The organism is Candidatus Bathyarchaeia archaeon (assembly GCA_035935655.1).
In the GTDB taxonomy this organism is placed as follows: Archaea; Thermoproteota; Bathyarchaeia; order 40CM-2-53-6; family 40CM-2-53-6; genus 40CM-2-53-6.
This window is the reverse complement of the sequence record DASYWW010000024.1, coordinates 1-17,503: the sequence shown is the minus strand read 5'-3', so window position 1 is coordinate 17,503 and position 17,503 is coordinate 1. Positions and strand designations below refer to the sequence as shown.

Annotated in this window: 19 protein-coding genes; 12 read left to right on the top strand and 7 right to left on the bottom strand. The window is 51.1% G+C overall.

All coding sequences use genetic code 11. The annotated features are described in order from the left end of the window. Positions 1-12: 12 nt before the first annotated feature. From VGS11_04370 to VGS11_04345, 6 genes are all read left to right on the top strand, one after another. Positions 13-480: a hypothetical protein gene (locus VGS11_04370; GenBank protein ID HEV2119325.1), complete on the top strand. Its 468-nt coding sequence runs from the start codon at positions 13-15 to the stop codon at positions 478-480. A gap of 6 nt (positions 481-486) precedes the next feature. Further along, positions 487-1,182: an ATP-binding cassette domain-containing protein gene (locus tag VGS11_04365; GenBank protein ID HEV2119324.1), complete on the top strand. Its 696-nt coding sequence runs from the start codon at positions 487-489 to the stop codon at positions 1,180-1,182. Between the two features lie 23 nt (positions 1,183-1,205). Beyond that, complete coding sequence (locus VGS11_04360) at positions 1,206-1,793, top strand: Snf7 family protein (protein ID HEV2119323.1); 588 nt, start codon at positions 1,206-1,208, stop codon at positions 1,791-1,793. A 7-nt stretch (positions 1,794-1,800) separates the two neighbouring features. Then, positions 1,801-2,418, top strand: a complete 618-nt coding sequence (locus VGS11_04355; GenBank protein ID HEV2119322.1) for a CdvA-like protein — start codon at positions 1,801-1,803, stop codon at positions 2,416-2,418. A gap of 126 nt (positions 2,419-2,544) precedes the next feature. After that, the gene (locus tag VGS11_04350; GenBank protein HEV2119321.1) at positions 2,545-2,883 is read left to right on the top strand and encodes a hypothetical protein; all 339 of its coding nucleotides are present in this window, start codon (positions 2,545-2,547) and stop codon (positions 2,881-2,883) included. Positions 2,884-3,298: 415 nt separating this feature from the next. Beyond that, positions 3,299-4,090 carry a nucleotidyltransferase family protein gene (locus VGS11_04345; GenBank protein HEV2119320.1) on the top strand — a complete coding sequence of 264 codons (792 nt, stop codon included), beginning with the start codon at positions 3,299-3,301 and terminating at the stop codon, positions 4,088-4,090. Here VGS11_04345 and cysS read toward each other — a convergent pair. Genes cysS through VGS11_04330 form a run of 3 tightly spaced genes read right to left on the bottom strand, consistent with a single transcriptional unit; the run spans position 4,087 to position 7,283 of the window. After that, positions 4,087-5,502, bottom strand: coding sequence for a cysteine--tRNA ligase (cysS, locus tag VGS11_04340; GenBank protein ID HEV2119319.1), 1,416 nt, complete (start codon positions 5,500-5,502; stop codon positions 4,087-4,089). The genes VGS11_04345 and cysS overlap by 4 nt on opposite strands. Positions 5,503-5,555: 53 nt before the next feature. Next, positions 5,556-6,038, bottom strand: coding sequence for an NUDIX domain-containing protein (locus VGS11_04335; GenBank protein HEV2119318.1), 483 nt, complete (start codon positions 6,036-6,038; stop codon positions 5,556-5,558). Between the two features lie 36 nt (positions 6,039-6,074). Next, complete coding sequence (locus VGS11_04330; GenBank protein HEV2119317.1) at positions 6,075-7,283, bottom strand: Xaa-Pro peptidase family protein; 1,209 nt, start codon at positions 7,281-7,283, stop codon at positions 6,075-6,077. A 205-nt stretch (positions 7,284-7,488) separates the two neighbouring features. On the opposite strand from VGS11_04330, the gene VGS11_04325 reads away from it, so the two are divergent. The 5 genes from VGS11_04325 to VGS11_04305 all read left to right on the top strand — a co-directional run bounded on the left by VGS11_04325 (position 7,489) and on the right by VGS11_04305 (position 11,519). After that, positions 7,489-7,695 (top strand): hypothetical protein, encoded by a 207-nt coding sequence (locus VGS11_04325; GenBank protein ID HEV2119316.1) that lies wholly within the window; start codon positions 7,489-7,491, stop codon positions 7,693-7,695. A gap of 82 nt (positions 7,696-7,777) precedes the next feature. Continuing rightward, positions 7,778-8,818, top strand: coding sequence for a zinc-binding dehydrogenase (locus tag VGS11_04320; GenBank protein HEV2119315.1), 1,041 nt, complete (start codon positions 7,778-7,780; stop codon positions 8,816-8,818). Positions 8,819-8,964: 146 nt separating this feature from the next. Beyond that, entirely contained in the window at positions 8,965-9,273 is a 309-nt protein-coding gene (locus tag VGS11_04315; GenBank protein HEV2119314.1) for a hypothetical protein, read from the top strand. Positions 9,274-9,514: 241 nt separating this feature from the next. Beyond that, on the top strand, positions 9,515-9,658 hold the full coding sequence (locus VGS11_04310; protein HEV2119313.1) for a DUF5679 domain-containing protein: 144 nt from the start codon (positions 9,515-9,517) through the stop codon (positions 9,656-9,658). Between the two features lie 100 nt (positions 9,659-9,758). Then, a complete protein-coding gene (locus VGS11_04305; protein HEV2119312.1) occupies positions 9,759-11,519 on the top strand; it encodes an RAD55 family ATPase in 1,761 nt (586 codons plus the stop codon). Here the strand turns inward: VGS11_04305 and VGS11_04300 are convergent. The 3 genes from VGS11_04300 to VGS11_04290 all read right to left on the bottom strand — a co-directional run bounded on the left by VGS11_04300 (position 11,516) and on the right by VGS11_04290 (position 14,512). Further along, entirely contained in the window at positions 11,516-12,256 is a 741-nt protein-coding gene (locus tag VGS11_04300; protein ID HEV2119311.1) for an ATPase domain-containing protein, read from the bottom strand. The genes VGS11_04305 and VGS11_04300 overlap by 4 nt on opposite strands. Positions 12,257-12,553: 297 nt before the next feature. Next, positions 12,554-13,519 (bottom strand): hypothetical protein, encoded by a 966-nt coding sequence (locus tag VGS11_04295; GenBank protein ID HEV2119310.1) that lies wholly within the window; start codon positions 13,517-13,519, stop codon positions 12,554-12,556. Between the two features lie 117 nt (positions 13,520-13,636). Continuing rightward, entirely contained in the window at positions 13,637-14,512 is an 876-nt protein-coding gene (locus VGS11_04290) for a hypothetical protein (protein ID HEV2119309.1), read from the bottom strand. 90 nt (positions 14,513-14,602) lie between these two features. On the opposite strand from VGS11_04290, the gene VGS11_04285 reads away from it, so the two are divergent. Then, complete coding sequence (locus VGS11_04285) at positions 14,603-15,379, top strand: phosphotransferase (GenBank protein ID HEV2119308.1); 777 nt, start codon at positions 14,603-14,605, stop codon at positions 15,377-15,379. Positions 15,380-15,749: 370 nt separating this feature from the next. Here the strand turns inward: VGS11_04285 and thsB are convergent, their stop codons facing one another. Then, positions 15,750-17,402: a thermosome subunit beta gene (thsB, locus tag VGS11_04280; GenBank protein ID HEV2119307.1), complete on the bottom strand. Its 1,653-nt coding sequence runs from the start codon at positions 17,400-17,402 to the stop codon at positions 15,750-15,752. Between the last annotated feature and the right edge of the window lie 101 nt (positions 17,403-17,503).

The following is a 17,503-nucleotide window of genomic DNA, read 5'->3' as shown; positions in this document are numbered from 1 at the left end:
GGTCAGCGTTGGTTGGAAAAGCCATCCTGGACCCCAATCGTCCTATCCGGCGCGATCCCACGCGAGGCCACGGACCTACTCGCAATTCTGGTAATGGGAATCGTAGGAATCGAGGCGTCCCTCGCAACAATAGGTCCACCAGCGTTCGGTTCAAGGATCTGGCTCTCTCTCCTAGTTGTTCCTCCTACATGTGCTCTAGCGTCGGTCTCGACAACCACACGACGCACGAAGGAGGAACTGGCCCTCTTTGCGTACGGAGGCTCGGGCTGGCAAATCCTGCTACGTTACTTCTTGAGGGGAGCGATTGTCGCTTTGGTAGCATTCTCTCCCGTACTACTCCAGGCATTCCTCACAACGAGTTCGATACTCGAACTGATCGTCCTAATAGCTGTTCTAACATTCGCGGGAGGCCTGTTCTATTCACTCTCGAGCCTTCGCAGAATCCGATCCTCCTCGTTCGTTGAGAACTACAAGAGCTAGCAAAGCATGCCATCAGTAATCGAGACTAGATCGGTAATAGTTGAATACCCGTCCATCCGAGGCACCCTGCGTCTTTACGATCAAGGCGTTTCCTTGAAGGTGGATCAGGGCGACTTCCTCGCGATTCTCGGCGGGTCGGGGTGGGGAAAATCGACGCTCGTCAATGTTGTCTTAGGATTGGAGAAGCCAATTCATGGCCAGGTGAGGTTCCGCGAACACGACGTCACACGGGAGTCTTTTGTGAAGCGATGTGCCTTGGTGAAGACAGCCGCCGTTTTCCAGCGTCCCACAGCTCTTCCGCAAATGACGGTGTCTCAAAACCTGCACCTAGCCTTATCGCTAGCAGGAGTGCCCAGGAAAGAACGAGATGAAAGGATAAAGGAAGCTCTCGCCTTCTTCGGACTTGACAAAATAGAACGTTCATACCCTGACGGGCTGAGTGCAGGTCAACGAAGGCGAATCGATCTCGCAAGAGCACTCGCGGTGAAACCCGAGCTCCTGGTAATCGACGAGCCAACAGGTGACTTGGATGGCTCTGCTACAAACCTGTTGATTCCTCTTCTCAGGGGATTGAACAGAAACCAAGGAACAACGATCTTCATGACGACCGCCTTACCTCGTCAGGCATCCCAGGCCAAGCACCAGGTGCATCTTAGACCACCATTGCATCTCACGCCAGAAAACAGGATGATAGGAGACTGACCATGTTTCGAGATAATCCCTCATTGACCGATAGGATTCGAGAAGCTATCAAGCCCACACCGATGAAACAACGAATCCAGTTCGCCACGCACAAGCTCCGCACTCAGACGACAAGGCTGGAGCGAAGCATAGCCCAAATGGAATCGCGAGACCAGACGCTTCGGGACAAGTGCACCAAGGCACTTGAGGCCCGAGACACCCAGACCGCGACCGTTTTCGCGAACGAATGCGTGCAAATTCGAAAGCTCATCAAGACATCTCTCCGCAGCCAGATCTGTCTCGAACAGGCGTTGCTTCGTCTTGAGACCGTAGAGCAGTTCGGCGACATGGTCCACAGCATGGGCTCCGTCAGAGGACTCCTCGGCGCCGTTAGAGGCGAGCTAGAGGGCAAACTCCCTGAAATCTCAACGGGCATTGGGGACGTCGAAGATTCGTTAGAGAATCTGACGATGGAAATTGGTGAAGCTGTCGACTCAGATGGGATGTCTATCCCGGTTAATGATGAGTCCGCTCACATATTGAAGGAAGCGGATCTTATGGCTGAACAGAAGATGAGAGAGAAATTCCCTGAGATTCCCCAGATCGTGAATCCGGCTCATCGAGTGAGGTAGAATCTCGATGCTATCTCCTGAGCTCGAGACGAAAGCGCTTCTAGGACGAAGCGTTTCAGACATCTATGGCAGACTACTGGGACGCGTAATCGGTATCGAGCGCAACCCGTTTGGTGAGATGGAAGGGGTCCAGGTAGAAGCTACTGGTGGAATTATTCTCACAGCCAAAGCCCGGCAGATGGCTCTAACCCCGAAGGCGATCACCATATCGCCTGAGTGGAAGCTGGAATCAGAGGACATCATTTCCGAACTAACGTTGTTGAGGAAGAGGGTCGGAGCACTTGAATCCCTGAAAGACTCGAAGGAGATCGATGGGGAGATTTATTCGGAGCTTCTCGAGTCGCAGAAGTCTGGCTATATGGACAAGGTCAAACTAGCAAGTTCCCTAGTCTCCTCTATGAGGTCGAGACTCGCTGAGATAACGGGACAAATAACAAGTCTCACAAAATATCTCGTCAACGCAAAACTCGATCACAAAAGTGGAGAACTTGACGATGATTCTCTGAAGCTAGCACAAGGCTCTATCGAGCCGAGTCTTAGGCCTCTGATCGCGGAGAGAAACGATCTTACCTCATCGATCAAGATTGTGGAGCAGGTCCTGCCATCAAGGGTCAGCGTTAACTAGTACCCTACGATTCTACATGGTTGAGGATAGGGGAAATGGCTACCTTCGGCAGTCGGGTCCGGGTACTGTAACAGCCATATTTTCCGTTGCCATTTTCCTGATAACAGCGCATAGACGTGATAGTTCATGACCAGCAAAGCGAGAAAGAACAAGCCCACAAGAATCGAGAAGATTCTGCCCCTAGGCAGCATTATCGGATTTTTCCGCCAGCGATTCCATGATCCCTATCTGAATCCCGAGGCTGAAGTTAGCTTCGAGGATTTTCGGGCCGGTTTTCCGGAGATCCCGCGTGAGGAGCTAGAAGAGGGTCTAACCCATTGGGTCATGAGGCCGGGGGCGAGGGTTCTCTCGACCAAGATAACGGATGTTGGTGGACATCAGTTGCAGGTTTGGTACGTGCACGGGCTTCACGAGGAACATGCCGAGTTTGAGGATTCCATCGGCCGTGGTCCCTTACAAGCCTAGCAATGAATGCACCACGGATTTCCATCTTTCTTACTAATTAGAGAAATAAATCGTAATCCGATAATCTGCCGACCAAGGATCGGCCCCGTTGGCATGTACTCATCTCATCTTCATTTGACACCAATAAGGAAGAAGTACGCTCGCCGCATCTAAATCGCCCATTTTCAGCCCTGATCGCGATTCTGGGAAGCCCCTGCTCATTGTCGGGAAATTCGTTCGGGTTCGTCGGGATACTTCCGATGCCATCTTAGCCTGGATTGTGCCCAGAATCGCTTGTCTCGTCCATTATCACTGCCAGACAGGAAATCGTTTCCAGGAAAGGGGGGGTCTTAGCGACTGACCCTCGCGACGCGAGAGTCAGTGTCTCGGAGGGCCTGCGAAGGTAATCAAATGCAACCAAAGAGGCTCATTCTATTTGGTTCCACCTCGGACAGTTGAAGTCCTTATACAGATCGAAGACCCGCCGCAAAAGTGCAGGATGCAGATGAAGGCGTTTGTTCTGGCCGGCGGCGCAGGAACACGGCTGTCGCCACTTACAAGCTACGTTCCGAAAGGCATGATCCCGATCGCAGGCAGACCGTTCATCGATTATGTCATCAGCTATCTCGCGGGCCACGGAATACGAAATATCATCATGCTGTTGTCCGACGAGGATAGCGAAGTCTACCGCAACCATCTCGACGATGGATCGAAGTACGGTGTAAACATCGGTTACAGCATCAGTCCACGAACCGGGACGGCAAACGCGCTCAAGGAAGCGAGTAGCCATATTGACTCAACCTTTCTCGTCTACTACGGAGATGTTCTCACAAACCTCGATCTAACGGATATGATCCGGTTCCATAAAGAAAAGAAAGCAACCTGCACAGTCGCACTAAGCACCGGCGTCCGAATCGACTATGGAGTCGGGCGAGTCGACAAAGACGGGAGAATAGAGTATTTTGAAGAAAAACCCGTCATCAAAGAATACCCCGTCTCTATTGGCGTCTGCCTCTGTGAGCCAGCCGTCCTCAAATATTGCACTACCGGATCAGATATCGCCGCCAACGTTATTCCAGCACTGGTCGCCAAAGGTGAACAAGTCTACGGATATCTGACCCAAGAACCACACCATGATATTGGATCGTTCAAGCAGCTGGACGAGGTGAAGAAGATTTTGAAGACTCACGGCAAGACGCAGACGAAAGACACGTTGAGGAAGGACTAGGTTATCCAGCGCGTCTCCTCAGCCGAATCCTCAACCACGAAGCCAAGTTTAGCCATGCGATCACGAATACGATCGGCTGATCCATAGTCACGTTTGTTCCTCAGTTCGTTCCGCAACTCCAAGACGAAGTTCACTAGCTCAGCAACCCTGTCCCCCGCCACAGTCTCAGTTTCCAAAACCCCCAAGACCGACCCCAGATCCTCCATAGCGTCAATTATCGCTTTGACCGACTCGCTCTTCGGATTCCTCGTCTCTTCCTCCGCCAATCCGACTATTCTGATGAACGCAGCAAGCGCTCCAGGAGTGTTGAAATCGTCGTCCATCGCTTTGAAGAAATCGTCCCGCGCCTCGCCCAGCAGTTTCAAGACCGGAGCTGACTCCATCATCTTACCACCTGCCTTTGCACCAGCCATTACAAGTTGGTCGTGTGCCCGTCTGAACCTTCTAGCGAGGCTAACAGCCTGCTGCAACGCGTCCTCCGTAAAGTCCAACGGACTCCTATAATGCGTCCCGGCATAGAACACCCGCAAACCCGGAGTACCAACCTTCCGTATCATCTCCTGAATCGTGATGAAATTCCCAAGTGATTTGTGCATCTCCGTCCCCTTGATACTCAATAATCCTGTATGAAGCCAATAACGCGCCAACGGCTCTTTCCCTGTCAAACCCTCCGCCTGCGCAATCTCCGCCTCATGATGAGGAAAGATCAACTCCGTACCACCCCCATGAACGTCATATGTCGGCCCGAAGTATGTCAGAGTAATCGCTGTATCTTCTATATGCCATCCAGGTCGTCCCTTTCCCCAAGGACTATCCCAGAATATCTCGCCAGGCTTCTGACTCTTCCACAACGCAAAATCGCCGGGATGCTTCTTTCGAGGGTCAGGGTCGACCCTGTGAACCGTCAGATCCTCAAGCTTCTGATGAGACAGTTTTCCGTAACCTGGAAATTTCGAAATGTCAAAGTAGATATCGTCATCAACCCTATAGGCCAGTCCTTTCTTGAGAAGTCCTGTGACCTGGTCGATGATCTCTGGAATGTGATCGGAAGCATTGGCGTACAGGTTGACGCTGTCCACGTGCAAGTCTTTCATGTCTTTGAAGAAGGATTTCGCCATACGCTTTGTTAGAGCAAGCGGTTGTTCGCCTAGATCGTGAGCCTTGTTGATGATCTTATCGTCAACATCGGTAATATTGAGAAGGAAGAAGACGCTGAATCCTTTCCTCCGCAGATATCGAGCAATGATATCGTAGGCGACGTAGGTCTTTCCATGGCCGATATGCGACACGTCCCAAACCGTAGGGCCGCATACAAACATGTTCACGCGGTTAGACCGGTTCGGCTGGAACTTGTCCTGCCCCCGAGTCAGCGTATTGTATACTCTAAGCTCAGAAGTTGCTAGGTCTGTCAATACGGAGGCCTCACGGCGCCTTCGGTCACGAAATACTCCTCCATAACTGAGTCTTAGCTCGTTGGAAGCTTGCTTTGACCTTGCTTGACTTCAGAAGAATGCGCCTTCTCAGCCTGTATCATATTCCACGCCTTCGTTAGCATCTCCTTCTCGTTCGGATAAGACATTGTCTGAACCGCCTTCTCGTAAGGCATCCATTCCATAGCATCGTGCTCGGTCCCCACCTTCGCGTCAGCCTGATCGGTTTCAAAGAGAAAGAAGTGAACGGTCTTATCGTATGTTTTCCCACGAAAACCGAACTGGTACTTGATCGCGCCAAGCTTCCCATGCAGCTTTACCCTGCTGACCCCAGTCTCTTCCCGGACCTCCCGCATAGCCGTCGTAACCTCGTCCTCGCCTTCCTCGATCAACCCTTTCGGCAGGCACCAAACTCCTCTCTTGTTGCTCAACAGTAGCAAGAAAAGCGGCTTATCGCTATCCCACCGATAGACAACTCCCCCTGCAGACGTGACCTTGATCCTCTGTCTGGGCTGCATCCCGCCCCCGTACATGCGTACAAGCTAGGCTACGGACTATAATTCAATATCTTTCGACAAAGGCGTGATATTTTCCGAGGGAGAACCGACAACCACAATATCCTCGATCCTGACACCGCCCCATCTGGGCTCGTAGAGGCCTGGTTCGATCGTCACCACCGACCCTTTTCTCAGCTGATCCTTGCCATACAATGAGAGATAGGGTCTCTCTCCAATAGTCAATCCCACGCCATGACCGAGCCCGTGCATGAACCCGCGAGTCCTCGCTTCTTTGTTGCCCTTGATCAGCTGCCTTGCAGTCAGGTACCCTTTCTTTTCGAAGATCTTGCACGCGTTTGCCATCATTTCTTTACAAGGAACCTGCTCCTTCACCACATCCAATGCAGAAGACTGAACTTCAAGAACGGCATCATACATCTCCTGGACCTTCTTAGGGGCGGAACCGAACAGGTAGGTTCTGGTGCAATCGTGCCAGTACCCATCTGGCTCGGAGGGAAAAATGTCAAAGACAATAGGCTCCTCAGCTCGGACAATATCCTGATCTTCACCTCTATAGTGAGGATCGCTGGATCTTTTCCCAGGCGCGAAGATCGTATCCTCCGGCGCAACAAGGTTCTCCTCGGCAAGCGACCTTCCTATGACCTTCCTGACTGTCCCGACACTCAACGGCTTTGACTTGTAAGATACCCTCTTCCCATTGACTCTCGCTCCTCTCAGAAATCTGAGGGTGTCTTCTACGACCCTTATGGTCTTCTTGCCCAGAACTCTCAGCCTTTCAATCTCCCATCGATCCTTAGTCTCACGCGCAGTTTCGATGATCGTAGGCGACTTCTCTCCAATGATCTTCACACCTCTACGACGGAGAGCATCGATCATGTGCAGCGCACTTGACACGTCATTTCTTCCTCCCAGAATTGTTGGGCCGCGAAGACCCTCGTCTTTCATGATCTTCTGGTAGAACCTGACCCTAGCCTCATCCCGGTCGTACTTACTCGCTATGCGTTCGTAACCATAATCCGAGTACGTCTTGATATCGCGAACTTTTCCCTCGCGGGCACTTCCCACGTCGATATTGCTGACAATAAGTGTCGGATCATTTGATCTACGTTTCAGGAATATTCCGCCTCTTGGAAGAGAGGTTCCTGCCACGTATCGAAGGTCCGGATTTCCGACTGTAGAATCTCCGAAGACCATGATCGAGTCAACATTTCTCTTTTCCATCTCCACGTCGAGATCTTTGATCAAGAAGATGCCTCAATAGCATCAGTCAAGAATACTATATTATGATTGGGAGCGGTCGCCCGCCGCCAACCATCCAATTTCGATGAATGAATCAGTTCTTTCGGGTAGAAACCAGAGGCCTCTGAAGCGAAGTCCGAAAGAGCCTCTTCTGAGTAGACCTACGATGACGTCTCTCCAGCTCGCTTCTTAGCCTTCTCTCTTCCGCCCCATGCAACCAGTCAGGGATGAGAAGAACCCGGATAAGCTCCTGGACGGTAACCCCTCTCTGATGGGCGAGATCTTTGAGCCTCAGATAGACAGCCCTGTCGAGCACCTGCATGAACTTGACGGAGTCCTTAGTGCCCCGAGTTCTCGATACTGGCATACAGACAGCGGAAGTCCACTACTATTCATGGCTCATCTACTCTTCTTATGAAATAAACTCCAATCCAGAAACAATCAAACCGCCAATCAACTTGGAAAAATGCGTTAAATCGCACGACTCCTAAAGAACCCCTATGCTCGCATGCCTAATCAATAGACAAGGGCACGCAGAAATCACAGACGTACCCGTCCCCAGACTCAAACCAGGAGAAGTCTTGATCAAACTGGCAGCAGCCGGAATATGCGGAACTGACATCGAAAAAGTCCGCGGCTCCTATGGACCTGGAGGAATCCTCGGTCACGAAGTCAGCGGAACAATTGCGAGTGTAGGCGACGAGGTGACCGACCTGAAAGAATCTGACCGAATCATCGCCCACCACCATGTCCCTTGCTACAACTGCCACTACTGCCAGCAAGGGGATCACACGATGTGCGACCTCTTCCGGAAAACAAATTTCGATCCCTGCGGACTTGCAGAGTATTTCAAAGTTCCAGAGACCAATGTCACTCGAGGCGGCGTCGTGCGCCTACCCCCGGAAGCGAGCTTCGAAGAAGGATCAATGATCGAACCAACCGCGTGCTGCGTAAGAGCGCTCGACAAGGCAGAGGTGAGGCGAGGAGACAAGGTCCTTGTCGTAGGGCTGGGTCCAACTGGCTTGACGCAGATACAATTGGTAAGGAGAATGGGTGCGTCAAGAATCATCGGGGTTGACATTCTTCCTCACAGGCTTGAACTGGCGCGCAAGTTGGGCGCGGATGAGGCAATTGATTCATCCTCAGAGAGAATCATCGAACATATTGCAAAGTCGACCGGTCTCGGGGTCGACCTAGCAATCGTATCTACCGGGAATCCGAAGGCAATACAACCAGCACTCGACTCGATAAGAAAAGGAGGAAAGCTGCTCCTTTTTGGCGCACCCGCTCAAGGTTCAACCATAAATCTCGATGTCGGGAATTTGTTCAGCCGACAAATCTCGATTGTGACAAGCTATTCTTGTGTAGAATCAGATATTCATCGGGCGCTCGAGTTCCTGTCGAACGGAGAAATTGACCTTCTCTCTATGGTTACTGACCGGTTTGCGCTTCGAGACGCTCCCAACGCGCTTGAGCACGCTCGAGCATCGAAGACTGCAGTAAAGACGATAATAGTCCCCGCACCCAAGCCGGATGGCTGAAACACTTCGCGGGGCACTTGAAACACCCTTCTGAATCAACATGTCGAAGGGCAGGCCGATGCGTCCGTTCGTGAGCAGAACCCCAAACAAAGCAGACGAGTCTTACCGTTCGATGCCTCCACGGTCAATTCGAGGCGAACACAAATATGCAGTTTCAGTTTGACCAGAAGGTCGACTTGGCCAGAGGAAGATCTGTGAAGGCTACGCTCAGGTTCTACAACGAGCTCAGAAAGGAAGCTCTTGCTCGGGGTGAGAGGGGAAATCCTCCCAGCTTCGAAACCTTCTCAACCATGGCAACCGGCCTCATGGGGGCAAGCAAACAGGTTGATCTCGACCGATTGAAGAACCCAAGCATGAGAGAACTCTTCGAGCGCACTTGGTCTCAGAAGCTTCTAAACTATTCCACAAAGAGACTCCTGAAGGACTCCTATGAGACACTCACGCGGAGATACTAGGGAGTTCGAGACGCAAGTTTCCATGAATTGCTGAGGAAAAATTTTGAGGAAGTTTCAAACTGTAATAGATGTTCTGGACTCAGAAGTGGACATAGTAATCCAACAAGCGCCCTTCCAGGGTAGTTTCGATGAAATAGCTCTTATTCTAGCTCCTTTTCGACCTCATCCTTCGTGGGTATCTCCAAGTTCTACGTGAGTTTCAAATACTACCACGCTCCAGTGCACGCTCAGCTGAATAGAAATGCCACAAGCATATTGCGTCAAATGTAAAGCGAACATCGAGATAAAGAACCCTCAGAACGTCACGCTCAAGAACGGAAAGGCTGCGGTTAAGGGCGTATGCCCCAACTGCGGAACCTCAGTCTTCCGAATCGGAAAGGGCTAGGCGCCCTCGACAGAGTTCTTTTTCCTCTCCCTCTTCTCAGAAACCCATTTTATCTCGAAGAACTTTTTAATTCGGACCAACGATCCTTCACGAGATAATAGTGAGTCTGGCCCGCACCGTACTGGTAATTGCGCTCGTCGGAATGCTTGTCTTTACAAGCCCGCCAGAGGCTTCTGCGGTTAACCAAACGGCCCAGATCAATAGAGTCTTCTACCTATCCTCGTCAGGGACCCTGGGTTCCGCTCCCCCATCGGGCAACGGGCCCCCATCGACAACTAACATAACCCGTTCAGCGGGCAGTTTCGTACTTCAGACGCCACTGCTCTCGTCAGCCACAGTCGTCGGCCAGTCAACCTTCTCAACGTGGACCGACTGGAGCGGCAACGTCTCCGTGTCCCAACCCGTAATGTTGTCGGGAACATTCAGCTATCGTCTACCAGGACAAAACTGGTTCAACGTAACATCAACTCCCCCGCATCCAATCGCGACGGGACTCGGACATCTTAACTTCACAGTGACACCCGCCAATACCCTTCTGCTGGAGGGTACTCTCCTCGCGATTAGTGTATTTGCATCATTTGTTCCTAAGAACGCGAACGTCACCCTAGATTGGGGATCCGGTTCCGCCCCTTCCTACGTGGTCTTGCCGCTGTCGGGTTATGCCTCGTTGTTTCAAGTTAGCATTCTTAATCGAGATCAAGTTCCAACTACTTATTTCAACGTCAATGCGACTGCGGGAAATAATGTCGTTCTGGTAAAGGTGTTCGTCAACTCGGCCCTTGGATGTTCAGATATATCGAGGGTTAACATGACGATTGTGGACCCCCTTTCTCATCCCGCAATTGGGGCCTCCAATAGAGGGATGCAACAATCTCCCCCGTGTCCAGCCGGGCAGAATCCATTCGAATTCATCGCCGCTTGGACCTACCCTTCTGGTGCCGCACAGGTAACATACCAAGTGTGGGTGGATGTTGTCGACATTCAGGGTAACGTGGCATACAGTTATCGTGGTCCCGCTAGCTTCGGGCTTGTTCCCCCTAACTTTATCCCTCCACCGTACAACCTCATTCCATATTTCGCGGTCGCCGCGATAGGGGGAGTTGGATCGGCTGGTGGTGTCTTCTATTATCGAAGGAGAAGAGGCAAGAGCTACCTAGCTCCGTTTGGGCATTTCAATACTCTGACCGCGGGTGAATTGGATGGCGGAACGGTGTCGATCGAAGGCAACACTGGGTCTGGGAAGACCACACTATCCGAACAACTGATGTTCGAGGATCTTAAGCGAGGGAAGCCGTGTGTCTTTGTCTCGACTGGCGACTTTCCTTCTAACGTAAGGTCCGGAATGAAGTCAATGGGGCTCGACGTCAAGGGTTATGAGCAGAGCGGACTGCTGACATTCGTGGATGGATATTCAGCCGAAGCTGGACAAGAGTCGACGGAGAAATTCTCCGTTCCATCTATTGGCGACCTGACAACACTAGGAATGAAGATTTCGTCGTCCCTTCCTCCGCCGAGTTCCAAGGGTGCAAGTCTATACTTTGACTCCCTAGTTCCCTTGGCATCTAAAACGAAACCGGAGAGCATTGTCTCGTTTGTTCAGTCAATCGGTGCGAAAATGAAGGGAATGGGAGGAAAGGCGGTTTTTACTCTTGGCCCCAGTGTTGATCCAATCGTTCAGAAGCAATTGGAGGATATGTCGGACTGCGTTGTTCAGATGGAGGCATTTGAGGAGCGCGGAGTTCGCCGTCGACGACTGAAGATTGCGAAGCTTAGAGCGAGGAGGCATCAGGAGGGCTGGAATGTTTTCGTCATTGAAGATGGGAAGGGGATAATCTTCTATTCTAAGAAGCCTAAGACCTAGAATACCTTGTCCCGTGGGAAGACTTCTATTCCTGAGGTCCCAAATTGATACGGGCGAATCTGCGTGTCATGTGATATTCCACGCATCTTTTCCACTTGAACTGCTCGGACAAAGTTTCCTTGATGCATGAGTGTATGAAGAACAACTACACCGTGGGAAAGGAACTCTTCAAGTTGAAATCTTCGATCTAACAGTGATGTCTTCAACTCGCTCGTCACCAGAGATGTGCAACCGGTGTCGGCTAGGGCGTCGAAGAATTCTACAGTTGCCCTCCGTCTCTTCAACTCGTCGCCATACCTCAACATTACCGAGGTGATAGGGTCGAGGGCGATCCTTTCGACATTCTCGCCTTCGACCAGTTTTGTCAGAGTCTTCAAGACATCTGTGAAACCAAGCCCCTCGGAGGAATCCGAGGAATATAGTGCATGGGGCCCATTGTTCTTGATCCTAGTCCTTCTCAAACCGCTGGCGTCCAAGAACAAGAGTCTGCCTTTCTTTTCGACGCTATCCAAGTCCCAGTTGTAGGATTGGAAGTTCTGTTTTATGACGTCGGGGTATTCGTCGAGTGTGACATATAGTCCTGTTTCGCCTTGAAGGGCCCCGCTGTAAAGGTACTGGATCGCAAAAGTTGTCTTTCCGGACCCTGGACTTCCAACTACGAGGATGCACTTTCCTTCAGGGAAGCCTCCACCGAGAAGCTCGTCTAGTCCTTTGATCCCTGTTGGAACCCTATCCAAATGTGTTCGTAGATCGACCGCTTATCAATGTATAAAAATAGTATGTCCATTAAAAATCTGATTGTAAAAACCGTTTTTGAAAATTCTGCTAAAAGTCGTCCTATCGCGAGATGGATTGTTCTATGTTGCAGCTTTTCAGTTGTCTTTTTCTGAAGACTTAGACTCGTCCAAAATTGTCGCTCCTAGATTTAGGGGACGTATTCTTAGCTGGTTGGGGTTCCAAAGTTAATGTTGCGGGGGAGGAACCACGAAACGAGCAATGTTGGATACGGAGCTCGGACAATGCTGGAATTGCACTTACCGAAGCAAGGAAATATGCACCGCCCAAATTGCACCACATTTCAGACACTTGAAACTGACGAGCTTGTTTAGCGCATCACGCGAGGTCTCATCAATCTTCGCAGCCTCCCCACAGTCTGGACAGGCCTTCAAGTCCCCTGATGCGGTAATAATCCTAGGTTTGTCCGTGGGAGGAGAAGGCCTTTTGCCACGGAACGGAAGGGGAGACCTAAGAACTATGTCCGGGCGAGTCTTGTCAAATACTGTGTCCTCGCCTAAGTACTTGGTGAGAGTTCTCTCTAGTTGTTTCGTTTCGACTTTCGAATAGTCCAGTGGACTTTCACTTGTCAGAATCAAATACCCGCCATCTGCCAGCCTTTTCTTGCTATAACACGGAACCGTTTCGATTTTCTCCTTTGAAAAGAAATCCACAAAGATTGGGCCTAGGAAGTTGGCCCAATAGATTCCGGGCAATCCCCAAGTCGGATTTGCCGGAATATATCCCTCCGCATATGTGCGCACTTTACCCATTATGATTGGAGTTCGAGTGAATGTCTTGGCTTTTCTGTCCTGATAGTGTCCGATATCGCCGTGAACAGGTTTGAACAAAGCGTACATTTCTTCTGCAAACAAGAGGAAGTTTCCAGGGCTCTCTTTGTCAAAATACTCATCATGAAGATAGAAGACAAGGTAGGTGGGCATTACTACGTATGGATTGACATTGAGATGGGCGAGAGCCTGAAAGCCACGACTGCCGTGTTTCTCAATCACGAGTTGGCCCGGATGCGTCTCCCAAACGTTCAAGAATTCGGCAGTTGACAGTCGGTCGAATTTGCGTTTGGGAGGGTCCTCATCGCCAAATCTCTCAGGGACAAAACCAAACCTCAGGAGAATTTCGAGAAACCGGCGGCCTATGTCTCTGGATGCGCAATCAAGAGCGCTCCACATGGAGAGTTCAACCGTATCATCGAACGATTTGTTCAATCGATATCTTTTCACCCTAGGCAAGGAACACCCTTGTTAGCCGTCCAAATAAGCACCACGCTCCCCAAGAAGCATACTCCCAAATTCAATTGGAGAAATAGTATTTCGAGATCTTGTCTAGACCTCCCGGAATTTTCCAGGCGGATTTTCCAGCCATATTTTGGAAGAAACGACTCTTGAGCTGACTTTCTCAGACAGCACAACCTGTGCTATATGTCGGTTCGCGGGGTCAGCAGCGAGGTTGCAACCGAGCGCGAAACACCAGCAAACGCCGACCAGGAGGATGTAAATGTAGGCGAGGGTGTTGAAGACGGGTCGGGTAAGGGCCGTGTAGAGGAGCGAGAAGCCGCCCGATGCGCCGATGACTGTGGATAAGACTGTTGTGTGAAAGGGGCCAACATCGATGCTTCGAAGTCTCAGTCCTCCAAAGTATGGGAGGGCAAGAGCAACTAGTGGGAGCATTAGCGAGGCGGCCATCGTGAGAGTTACAACATCCTGTGTGATCAAGGACACTATGTCGGTTGTCCGGGCTAGAGGCGAAAAAAACGGGATGTCCTTGTGATTGGCTTCGTAGGTTGCAAAAGGCACTACAACCGCGAGGATGAACCCGAAGTAGGTGATCTGTCTGCGAAGTTGCAGTCTCAAACCTTTGGAAGCTTGGACTGTCGAGAGTTCCGACACCTTGGAACCGATAACATGAGTTCCCTTCGTAACGAAGAGATAGAGCTTAATCGCCTTCGTTGATACGACACCGCCAAAGAAGTACATGTACCCGAACCCTATCGGTATGGCAATGAGAGATATCACGAGCGACAATGTCGCGCTAAGTGCTAATGTCACGAGTTCGAGTTGTGTGTTTCTAGGGAGTATTCTAGTCGCCGACGCTAGGAGAAGCAACAATGACGACGAGCCGATGAAGAAGATAGTGAAGGTTCCAACGAAGCAGATGAGCAGATTTCGTCTATTGTGGGAAGTTCCAGCGTGGATCGACAATCTTTCCCGAGCAGTGGCCTCGACTGTTCGACGATATTTAGGAAAACTGGTCCTCGGACTCTGGATTGAGAGTTAACGGAAGATCTTGTCTTGACCGAGGAAATGGATCTTATCCTTCGGATTGTTAGGAGGTACCGTCCTACCGGACGAGTATCGATTCGACGTATCGGTAGCTTCGTCAACGATGTTTTTCTTGTCAAGGTGGACAGCGAAAGGCTCGTAGCTAAACGGTACACGAACTGGGTGTCGCTCAAATGGGTCACTCTAAGCCTCTTCGGCCTGGGGTCCGTTCACTTCTCAATATCGGGGAAAAGACGGATGGAGGCTGAGTATGCTTTCAATGATCTGCTTTCGCATCGTGGAATACCGGTGCCTTCTATTTTGGGAGCCGACCAGAAATCCAGGACGATCCTCTTCTCCTACGTTTCCGGAGATCAACTCTCCAGTCTCCTTCCGAAATTGGTCATGGCGACCCAGATCGGGCAGAGAGAACGAGAGGCCGTCCACCAGGTGGGAAAACTCATGGCGAGCGCGCACCAGCTCGAAGCCGCCCTAGGTGATACGAAACCAGAGAACTTCCTTGTAGAGAAGAGAGGAGAGGTGACATTAGTCGATCTTGAGCAGGCTCGTTATCGAGGGGATTATTCTTGGGATTTGGCAGAGTTCCTCTTCTATTCAGGTCACTACTGGCTTTCGTTCAACAAGACCCTTGCGGGATATGTTGATTCTTTCATCAAGGGATACAGGGAACAGGGCGGTGCAAGCACGCTTAGAGCTGCTGCCTCGCCCCGATATGTGAGAGTGTTCTCCGTCTGGACCCCGCCGAATATATTGCATCACATCCGGAAAAAACTCACTGAAACTTAGAAGCTAACCTGCGGATACAACCCGAGAAGACTGTTTCAAGCTTGAAAAAACAGGTTATTCCGTGACTCCCCGTTGCTCCGAGCGTTTCTGAGTTATGAGTTCATCAAAGAGATTCCCCATTTTCAGCCTCGTTCTCGAGTCTGGGAGCCTGTCACTAGAATTCGAAGCAGACCCTTCATAATCGACCGTAAGAGCAGAGATCAATCTAGCCCGGACCAAGCCCTGAATCGCAAGACTCGCCCAGAATCCACGCCGGACAGCCAGAAACACTCCGCGGCGGACGGGGGATAAGAGCAGAACATCTGGGGACGTAAGAGTGGTGTAAGAGACGCGGAGGAGAAACGTTGAGGTTAAACTGCCCACGAAAGTGCTAGAAGTCTTCGTCTCCGCCGCCCGGTGGCTTGAAGTCTTTGCCGCCGCCAGCGCCCTTGTCGACCCCCTTCGACGCTATTACATCGTCGATTCGCAGTATCATTGACGCTGCTTCGGAGGCCGATTTTATCACCTGTTGTTTCACCCGTAGGGGTTCGATCACATTCAGTTTCCTCATATCCTTCACGTCGCCTGTAAATACGTCGATTCCGAACCATGGACTTCCCGCTCGTTCGTGCTTCGAGCGCAGCTCGACCAGAACATCGATCGGGTCAAACCCAGCGTTCTCCGCTAGAGTGATCGGAACGGCTTCCAGTGATTCTGCGAAAGCCTCTATCGCGAGCTGTTCTCTTCCGCCTACCTTGACAGCGTATTCTCGCAGTCGCTTGGCTAACTCTGCCTCAGGTGCGCCACCTCCAGCTACGATCTTGCCATCTTCTAGAGCGTTCCTTACTACGCATAGGGCGTCATGCAGAGACCTGTCTGCCTCGTCAACCACGTGTTCCGTTCCTCCCCGTATGACGATGGTGACCGCCTTCGGGTTCTTGGCCTCGCGAACATACAGAAGCTTGTCGTCGCCTATCTTGACCTCTTCGATCAGCTTCGCCTCACCTAGCGCGTCCTTGGCGAGATCCTTGACGCTGGCAACGACTCTTGCGCCAGTCGCTTTTGAAAGCTTCTCGATGTCGCCGCTGCTTACGTTCTTGACAGCACCAATTCCTTTCTTAGCAAGATAGTGTAACGCAACATCATCAATTCCCTTCTCGCTGAATACGATGTTCGCGCCGGTTTTTTCGATCTGGGAAACCATGTCGACCAACATCTTCTCCTCCTCCTCGATAAAGAGGTGCATCTGGTCAGGATTGTTGATGTTGATCTTCGCATCGAACTCCGTCTTCTCCACCTCGATCTTGGCGTTGAGCAGAGCGATTCGCGCGCCCGTTATCGTCTTCGGCATCTGAGCATGGGCGAGTTCCTTGTCTATGACAATGCCCTTGACGAGTTCCGTTTCTTCGAGGCTCTTGCCGTGTTTCTTGAGAATCTTGATCTGATCGATATCAGCCTTGATCTTACCATCGGTTTTTTCGGCAATGTGCTTGACAGCTTTGACGGCGATATCGGAGAAGTGTTCTTTCGCGACCGCGATGCCTTTGCTGTACATTGATGTGGTTGCGACTTGTCGGAGGATCACATCGTCCTTCTCTGAGATAGGGATCGATAACTTGTCGAGGATCTCGATGGCTTTCTCTGCAGCCTTCTTGTAACCATCAACAATCACTGTTGGATGGACATCCTTGTCCAACAACTTCTCCGCCTTCTCCAGAAGTTCACCGGACAAGAGGACAGCAGTGGTAGTTCCGTCGCCAACCTCGTTATCTTGGGTCTTGGATACTTCAACCAGCATTTTCGCGGCTCGATGCTGCACGTCAAGCTCTTTCATGATCGTCGCCCCATCGTTCGTAATCGTTACGTCGCCGATACTGCTTACTAGCATCTTGTCCATTCCTCGGGGTCCGAGGGTCGAGCGGACGGTTTCCGCTACAACCTTGGCAGCCGTGATGTTATTTCTCTGAGCTTCCTTACCAGTTGATCGTCCTGTTCCTTCCTTTAGGATATAGACAGGTACTCCCTGGGATCCTTGTGCAGACATTCTTTCAAGCCTTCTTGAATTGGAATTCGAAAGGAAGGGAGAACGGGATTTCTTAAGGTTTACCCGCTTCCCAACTGGAGCCGATGATTGTTCAGGTCAGA